This window comes from Synechococcus sp. OH2, assembly GCF_047462155.1.
Taxonomy (GTDB): domain Bacteria; phylum Cyanobacteriota; class Cyanobacteriia; order Thermostichales; family Thermostichaceae; genus Thermostichus.
Map to the genome: position 1 here is coordinate 10,894 of NZ_JANSIR010000022.1, position 6,418 is coordinate 17,311.

Genomic DNA, 6,418 nt, shown 5'->3' on the forward strand with positions numbered 1-6,418 from the left:
TGGCGAGAACCGCTTGGAGACTGTCTTGACCTAGGTTGAAGTGGCCATAGTTTTTCAACGGCTTTTGGACGGCCAGGGATCCCTTGAACCGGACTCCGTGACTCCTAAAGATAGCTAGAATAAACACCTACCTGTGTGAGCCTGGAAGATCGAAACAAGCGGCCAACCTGCGTTCCCCCTTAGAGAGTTGACAAGTGAGTGATCCAATCTGCCCAACCATGAGGAAACAACAAGTATTACAATTGCTCGGCGAGCAATTTGCCGAGATTTAAGAGCAGTTTGGCGTGCGGCGACTGGCCCTGTTTGGCTCAACCGCTAGTGGCGAGGATCAAGCCGGCAGCGACATCGATATCCTAGTTGAATTTATGGGTAAAGCCGACTCCAAGCATTACTTGAGTCTGCTCTTCTACTTGGAAGATAAACTTGGATGCTCCTTAGACCTTGTCACCGACAAGGCTCTGCGCCCCGAACTCCATTCATTGATAGAAAAAGAAGCAATCTATGTCCCGTGAATATCTGTGAAGTACCATCTAAACCAAGAGCCAATCTAGAGATAGCGGCTGATGTCTTCTCCCTGTTCTGCCAAGAACGACAAAGCCCGGAAGCGCAGCCCTACCACCTGATCGTAGAAGGGGTTGAGCTTGCACATCGGTGGGATGTGCATTATTTTGTGGCCAAACAGCACCACATCTCGCTCGAAAGGACAGCGAGCCGGGATCCACCGACACAAAAAGTGGGCCAGCCGGGGATCCCCAACTTCAATGCTGTCAATTGCCGCTCGAATTGGTTGCAAGGACGCCTGCAGCCAGTCGCGCAGGTGAGCCGCAGGCTTGAAGTACGTGGAAGTCATGGAATCCGTTTGCTCCTCTGAAGCTTTGCGCGCACGTTGCCAAGAAATCGTGGTAGAGCCCATAAGCTTTCACCTCAACACCTCAAGGGTGTTCGCTCTCTGCAGCAGTCATGCTCTCCTGCCCGGGTTTGTATCTAGGGAAACAGGAAGGCGTTTCTCTCCAGACTCAGTCTGCCTTCCGCGGCCAGAAACTTGCCTGGGTAACACAAAATCTCTGCTCAAGTTTGTAGAGGTACACATTTTGTATTCAAAAGTTAACCTGCAACAAAAACTACAGAATTGACCGCCTTGGCTGGCGAGCTGCCAGGGCTTGGGGATCCAGCTCAAGGCTGTTGTCCCTATTTCCAGGATGGAACAGAGCTTGGGCCTATGGTAGAGGGATCCCCGCACCAAAAGTTACCTTGAAGCATTGTTTTTCTTTATGATCAATATTTTCTCAAGATGTTGTTGTCGAGAGTTACAGGAGATAACGAGCAAGGGATCCCAGCTGCCGGGCACTCTACAATTCCAGGAGAGGTTCCCAGCGAGTGAGAAGCGGGCAGGGGATGGGGATCTCCTTTTTGTTACCTCGGTCTTTCTTCAGAGGCTGCTTATGAAATTGGCTTATTGGATGTATGCTGGCCCCGCCCACATCGGCACGCTGCGGGTGGCCAGTTCCTTCAAAAATGTCCACAGCATCATGCATGCTCCCCTGGGGGACGACTATTTCAACGTGATGCGTTCCATGTTGGAGCGGGAGCGGGACTTTACCCCGGTAACCACCAGCGTCGTTGACCGGCAGGTGTTGGCGCGGGGATCGGACGAGAAGGTGATTCGCAACATCGTCCGCAAAGATGGCGAGGAGCAGCCGGATTTGATTGTCGTCACCCCCACCTGCACCTCCAGCATTTTGCAGGAGGATCTGCATCACTTTGTGCGGCAGGCCCAGTTGGCCAGCCGCTGCGACGTGCTGCTGGCCGATGTCAACCACTACCGGGTCAACGAGTTGCAGGCCGCCGATCGCACCCTGCAGCAGATTGTGGAGTTCTACATCAACAAAGCCCGCAAAAGCGGCGAATTGGACGGCTTACCCCAGAAGACAGAACGTCCTTCCTGCAACATCCTCGGCATCTCCAGCCTGGGCTTTCACCACGCCCACGATCTGCGGGAGTTGAAAAAGTTGCTGCGGGATCTGGGTATCGACCTTAACTTGGTGATCCCCCAGGGGGCCAGCGTCCACGATCTCAAGCATCTGGGGCGGGCCTGGTTCAACGTGGTGCCCTACCGCGAACTGGGGCCGATGACAGCTCGCTACTTGCAGGAGCAGTTTGGCACGCCCTACGTGGAGATCACCCCCATGGGAGTGGTGGAAACAGCCCGCTTCATCCGCCAAATCCAGCAGGTTCTCAACGAGCAAGGGATCCCGGTGGACTACGAGCCCTACATCCAGGAGCAGACCCTACATGTTTCCCAGGCGGCCTGGTTCTCCCGCTCCATCGATTGCCAAAACCTGACCGGCAAAAAGGCAGTGGTTTTTGGGGATTGCACCCATGCGGCAGCGATCACCAAGATCCTGGCCCGCGAGATGGGGATCCACGTGGTCTGGGCGGGCAGCTATTGCACCTACGATGGCGAGTGGTTTCAGGCGGAGGTGGGCGGGTATTGCGATCAGGTGCTGCTGACGGAGGATCACACCCGTGTGGCCGATGCCATTGCCCAGGCGGAGCCTGCCGCTATCTTCGGCACCCAGATGGAGCGGCATGTGGGCAAACGGCTGCGGATCCCTTGTGGGGTGATCTCAGCACCCATCCATGTGCAGGATTTTCCCATTGGCTACAAGCCCTTTTTGGGCTACGAGGGCGCCAACCAAGTTGTGGACTTAATCTACAACTCCTTTACCCTGGGCATGGAGGATCACCTGCTGGAGGTCTTCGGCGGCCACGACACCAAAGAAGTGATCCACAAGAGCCTGAGCGCCAATTCCGATCTCATCTGGACGCGGGAAGCCCAGGCAGAGCTGAACAAGGTGCCCGGCTTTGTGCGGGGCAAGGTGAAGCGCAACACCGAAAAATTTGCCTGCGAGCGGGGATTGACCGAGATCACTCTAGAGGTTATGTATGCAGCCAAGGAGGCTCTCGGGGCTTGACGGGATCCATCCTACGTGATGGAAGGTCTGGCTAGCCGATCCACAAACCTCGCTTGGAACTCCCGTACAACGCCGCGCAGCCGCTCGTCTAGGACGGCCAGGGTTTTGGAGGCAATCTCGTCTGGCACGCCGCCGAAAAACGCCTCGGCAATGCCTCCAGCGATACAGGCCATCGTATCTGCATCTCCGCCAAGCGAGATGGCATTGCGCACTGCGTCCTCGAACCCCCCTGCCTCTAGGAAGGCGATGATCGCCTGAGGCACCGAGCCCTGACAGGAGACGTCGAAGCCGTAGCGTTCCCGGATGTCGTCCAGCCGCTCGGATAGGTTGTAGCCAAACTCCCGCTCGATGTAGGCTTTGATGTCTGCCTTGGTGTAGCCTGAGCGGGAGAGAAACACGGCGGCTGCCGTAGCCTGGGCGCCGCGGATGCTCTGCGGGTGGTTGTGGGTCACCTCCGCACTTGCCCGTGCCTCGGCCAACACTTCCTCCAGCGTGTTGCCGGCAATGCCAATGGGGCTGACTCGCATGGCGGATCCATTGCCCCAACTGCGGTACGGCTCGCGGCAGCGATGTTGGGCCCAGCGCCTGAAGCTACTCCCGTAGCCGGCGTGTGGGTAGGCGTGGAAGTACTCGTGGAACCAATCGATGTAGCTACCGCCGCGCAGCAACCGCTCAGCGACGGCAACCGTGAGGACGGTGTCATCGGTGAAGCGGCTGCCTTCCACAAATAGCGGAAAGTCCTTGCTTTTGGTGCCAGCATGCTCATGGACAGAGCCGATTACATCTCCCGCAATTGCCCCCAGCATCGCTGTGCCCTCCTTGGCCAAGTCGCCACTCACCCAGTAGAATCCACAGACTCTAAGAATTGAGGGGCCGGCAGCGCGCTCCCCCTGCAAATTATCCTGCCGAGTCGACCAAGCCGCGCACCACCCGCACTAGCTCGGCGGGCAGCGGAGAGGCGGGATCCCAGCACAGCTCCAGTTGGTTGGGATCCCTGGGCAGATCTTCCGGGCAGGGGCCGGTGTGCAGGATGGCCACGCACTGCAGGTTGCCCCGATCCCGACAAAACTCATGCCAGAGGGGAATGGCCGCCGGATCCCGGCTGACCAAGAGGTAATGGGAGCAGGCTTCCAGGACCGGCTGCTTGTGGGGATCCACCTTGCCGCCCACATCCACGATCACCAAGCTTTTTTGTTGGCGCAGGGCGAGGATGGCCTGGGCGTGGAAGCTGAAAAATTCAGGGGTCAAGCGTCCCCGGTAGCGGTGCTTGAGGATTTTGGCTTCTTCCGGCGGCAGATCCAACGTCCAATTTCCTTCCCCATCCCAGTGGGCCCGCTGTAGATAAACGTTGGGATCCTGGGGCAGCAGGGCCTCGAAAAGAGCGCGGGCCAGGCGGCTTTTACCGCTATCCGGAGGGCCCACCACCATCACTGCCGCCGCCAATTCTGAGCCTGGCCTGCCCTGCACCCAGGGGATGATCTCGCCCACCTGCACCTCTGGGCTGTGGCTGGAGACCACCACTGCCCCCAGTCGCGGGTCGTAGCAGGCCACCCAGCGGGTGAAGTGGCACTCATGCACCAACCAGCCGTAGAGCCAAATGGGGGCGCGCCCGCTCAGCACCACTCCCAAGCGGGTATCGATCCCAGGAGGCAGGCGCAGTTGGGCCAGGTCTTCCGGGAAAACCAGCCGATCCGGCCGGGTCAACTCGATTTCAATGACCTGAAACGATAGCCCGCCAAGATGGGGTTTCTGCGGCCAATGGGCCAGATAGCCAGACCGCAACTGCAGTACTACAGCAGCCATAGCAATGGGGACGAAATGACAACAGACTGGCTCCAGTATGGAAAAGATTGGAATCGGGAGCTTCCAACCGTTGGCAGAGTAGGAGTGGAGGGATCGGGCCCTGCGCTGGGGCTGGCTTTGGAGGAGAGAGAGGAGATGAACGAGCTGCCTCTGACGGTGGAGGTGTTGCGCTGGCTGGCGGGCGGACAGTTGCCAGAGCGCCTGGAGCGGGCGGTGCGTCTGTGGGTGCTGCTCCAGTGCCTCTATAGCGAAAACCGCTGGCCGGATCTGCCGCAGACCTTTGGCTACACCCACCTTCGGGATCGTCTCTTCTCGCCCCACCACCCCAAGCAGGATTTGTCCCACGGGATCTCCTGCCCGGATCCCGGCTGCATTTGCCAGAAGCCCCTGAGCTTTTGGCTAAAGGATCCCGACCTGGTGGCCGCCTTGAAAGCCGAAGTTCCCCATCTGGAGACGCTGCTGGCTAGCCGGCCCTTTTTCAAGACCCACCGCACCCTGCGCAAAGAGCTGGACTACCTGGCCGCTCGGGGCTGGCTGCAGCCAATCGAGGCCAACTCCAGGCGAAGAGATAACTTTCGCTGCCGCGCCGCCGGGGATCGCCCCTCCTTGCCGACGGCTGCCTCGGCCTTGACGTTGTCGGGTGGCCAGCTTGAGCAGATCTACCACGTCCTCAGCGACGTGGCCTTTGTGCATCCCGACGTGCAGGTGTTGCTGGACGATATCTGGAGAGGTCATCAACACCGGCAGCGGCGGCTCTTTGTCTGGTTTGAATACATCCTCTCCGACGAACAGCAGGAGCGGGTGGACGAATACCAAAACCAGCTAGAGGCCTTCTGGACAAAACCGGCGGCAGGGCTGATCCGCTTTGATTATGAAACCCGCCAGCACGGGATCCAAAGGGTTTTCACCTACCCGGTTTGCCTGTTTTATGCCCGCCGCGCCAAGTATTTGGCGGCCTTTGGTCAGCTCCCGCAGGCTGCCGGATCCCTGGGCTGGCACAATTTTCGCCTGGATCGCATTCGCTCGCCTCGCCTGACAGTGGTGCCCTGGTCTGACCCTGCGGTGCCGGCAGAGCTATTGGCCCGCCAGAAGCAGGGGAACCTGCCCACCCCCGAAGCGGTGCAAGCGGCCTGGGAAGAGGCCTGGGGATCTGATTTCTATCTGCCCAAGGCGCTCTTGATTTTGCGCTTTGCGCCGGAGTTTGCCCGCCGCTACGTGGACAACACGGTGCGCCACCCCACCTTCCAACCCATTGACTACGAGCGGATCCCGGCTTTGGTACAGCGGGAGGTGACCGATGCAGGGGAACGGGAAAAGATCCTGCACATTCTCCGGCAGAGGCCAGCCAGCGACCGCTACTTCCGCGCCTATGTGCGGGTGGGAGACACCAATTTCACCATGCGCCTGCGGGACTGGCGACCCAACGGCGAAGTGATTGCCCCTCTGGCCTACCGGGAACAGATGGCCCAAGAAGCACAGGCGGAGCTGCAGTTTTATCGGCCCGAGTTCGTGCTTTCTTGACCTACCCGTCCATAATCTAGGTATGGTGTGGTCGAACCTAGTATGAGTCCAGAATCTGAGATTCATTACTAAACTACAGCCTGTTAAGGAATCAAGGGGTACAGTAGCAACACTTAGCA

The 6,418-nt window shown here is 58.7% G+C and carries 6 protein-coding genes; 3 read left to right on the forward strand and 3 right to left on the reverse strand.

Annotated features, from left to right (window positions below; genetic code table 11):
- The first annotated feature begins 284 nt into the window (after nt 1-284).
- Nucleotides 285-512, forward strand: a complete 228-nt coding sequence (locus tag NW835_RS01735) for a nucleotidyltransferase family protein (RefSeq protein ID WP_414414354.1) — start codon at nt 285-287, stop codon at nt 510-512.
- A gap of 35 nt (nt 513-547) precedes the next feature.
- On the opposite strand, the gene NW835_RS01740 is transcribed toward NW835_RS01735, so the two are convergent.
- Nucleotides 548-850, reverse strand: a complete 303-nt coding sequence (locus NW835_RS01740) for a Mo-dependent nitrogenase C-terminal domain-containing protein (RefSeq protein ID WP_414414355.1) — start codon at nt 848-850, stop codon at nt 548-550.
- 592 nt (nt 851-1,442) lie between these two features.
- Between NW835_RS01740 and bchB the strand changes: the two genes are divergently transcribed.
- The gene (gene bchB, locus NW835_RS01745) at nt 1,443-2,975 is read left to right on the forward strand and encodes a ferredoxin:protochlorophyllide reductase (ATP-dependent) subunit B (RefSeq protein ID WP_414385996.1); all 1,533 of its coding nucleotides are present in this window, start codon (nt 1,443-1,445) and stop codon (nt 2,973-2,975) included.
- 11 nt (nt 2,976-2,986) lie between these two features.
- On the opposite strand, the gene NW835_RS01750 is transcribed toward bchB, so the two are convergent.
- Both NW835_RS01750 and crn3 read right to left on the reverse strand, forming a co-directional pair.
- Nucleotides 2,987-3,814 (reverse strand): ADP-ribosylglycohydrolase family protein, encoded by an 828-nt coding sequence (locus NW835_RS01750; protein WP_414414356.1) that lies wholly within the window; start codon nt 3,812-3,814, stop codon nt 2,987-2,989.
- 58 nt (nt 3,815-3,872) lie between these two features.
- A complete protein-coding gene (gene crn3, locus NW835_RS01755) occupies nt 3,873-4,778 on the reverse strand; it encodes a CRISPR-associated ring nuclease Crn3/Csx3 (RefSeq protein ID WP_414414357.1) in 906 nt (301 codons plus the stop codon).
- Between the two features lie 135 nt (nt 4,779-4,913).
- Between crn3 and NW835_RS01760 the strand changes: the two genes are divergently transcribed.
- Nucleotides 4,914-6,299 (forward strand): TIGR03985 family CRISPR-associated protein, encoded by a 1,386-nt coding sequence (locus NW835_RS01760; protein ID WP_414414358.1) that lies wholly within the window; start codon nt 4,914-4,916, stop codon nt 6,297-6,299.
- The last annotated feature ends 119 nt before the right edge of the window (nt 6,300-6,418 follow it).